Annotated in this window: 1 pseudogene; it reads left to right on the plus strand. The window is 78.4% G+C overall.

Features of this window, described 5'->3' with window-relative positions:
- Positions 1-1302 (plus strand): annotated as a pseudogene (locus AAHZ94_RS34060) (hypothetical protein); the annotation flags it as partial.
- Between the last annotated feature and the right edge of the window lie 122 nt (positions 1303-1424).

The raw sequence follows: 1424 nt of genomic DNA on the forward strand, positions 1-1424 counted from the left end.
CGGGCCGTGACAGGGGCGCTCGACCGGCCCGCAGCCGGCCGCAAGGTCGCGCGGGCCCGAGCGTCGACCGAGGCGCGGACCAGAGCGTTGCCGCAGGTCGAGGCGGGCGGCACCCGGCCCCTGCCGCGCATGGCGGACGGCACGTCAGGTGCGGTGCCGCCGCCGGGCCCGGCCGCCGCGGCAGCAGTCGAGCCGGCGGAGCCCGTAACCGGTTCCGCGCCGGAGCCGGTGCAGCCGACGGAGGACGCGGACCGTACGCGCCCGCTGTCCCGACGGACCGTCGGAAACACCGGAAGCCAACTAAACGGCGGAAACCACCGGAATGACGGAAACCACCGGAATGGCGGAAGCCACGGCACCGGAGGGAGCCGCGGGGTCCGGGGGAATAAGGGGACGCGTGGCGCGGACGCCGAGTACGTACGGGCGTTGCCCCGGGTGGACGAGGCGACCCGCCTGCTGCGCCGCGCGGCGCCAACGCCCCCGACCGCACCCGCGGTCCACTCCGCGCACGACCCATCTGACATACGTACGGCAGACGCGGCACGTACCGCAGACATCGCACATGCGGCGGACACCGCGCGCACGGCGTACGGACGGTCGGGTGTGCACGAGGCGCACAGGATGTACGAGGCGCACGGCGGCGATGCCGGACCGGAGCCCGGGGCCGGGGTGGGCCCCGGCCGTGGGATGGGGCGGCTCGACGTGTTCACCGATGCCACCACGCACGGCACTCGACTGCGCGGCGGCAAGCGGCTCGCGCTCGCAGCGCTCGGTGTGTTCGTGCTGGCCATGGCGGTGATCACCGGCATCGAATGGGCCAGTGGCGGCCCGGTGTCCAATGTGTGGGGCGGCGACCGGGGCGGGACCACGTTCGGCAACAGCGTCTCCCGCGATGCGGGTTCGCCCGTACGGCCAGGTCGTACGCCCGAGCGGGAGCGGCCGGCGGAGCGGGACGGTGGCCCGCGCCGCGACGACACCGGTGATCCGCGGGGCTCGCGGGATGCAGCGCCGGAGTCCACTCGCCCGGGTGGCCGGGGGGCGGAGTCCAACAATCCGCAGGGCACGTCGCCCAGCCCCGCGCCGACCGACCGGAAGCCGCAGCCGCAGCCGCCGTCGACGGGGCCCGAGTCGCCCGACGCGGACCGGCCCACCACACCGCAGCGGCCAGGTACCGACGCCCCGGACCCCGACGCCGGTGCGACCACCGGAACCGGACCGACCGGCTCCCAGGCCGACCCGGGCGGCGGCGCCCCGACCGGCGGTCAACCCTCGGCACAGCGCGCCCCCGCGCGCGAGGGCTGACCGGAGCGGGGGGGGGGGGGGGGGGGGGGCGGCGCCGGGCCCCCCCCCCGCCCCGCCCCCCCGCGCCCCCCCCCCCCCCCCCCCCGCCGCCCCCCCCCCCCCCCCCCCCCCCCCCCCCCGCC

It is taken from the genome of Streptomyces sp. HSW2009 (assembly GCF_040240285.1).
Lineage (GTDB): Bacteria > Actinomycetota > Actinomycetes > Streptomycetales > Streptomycetaceae > Streptomyces.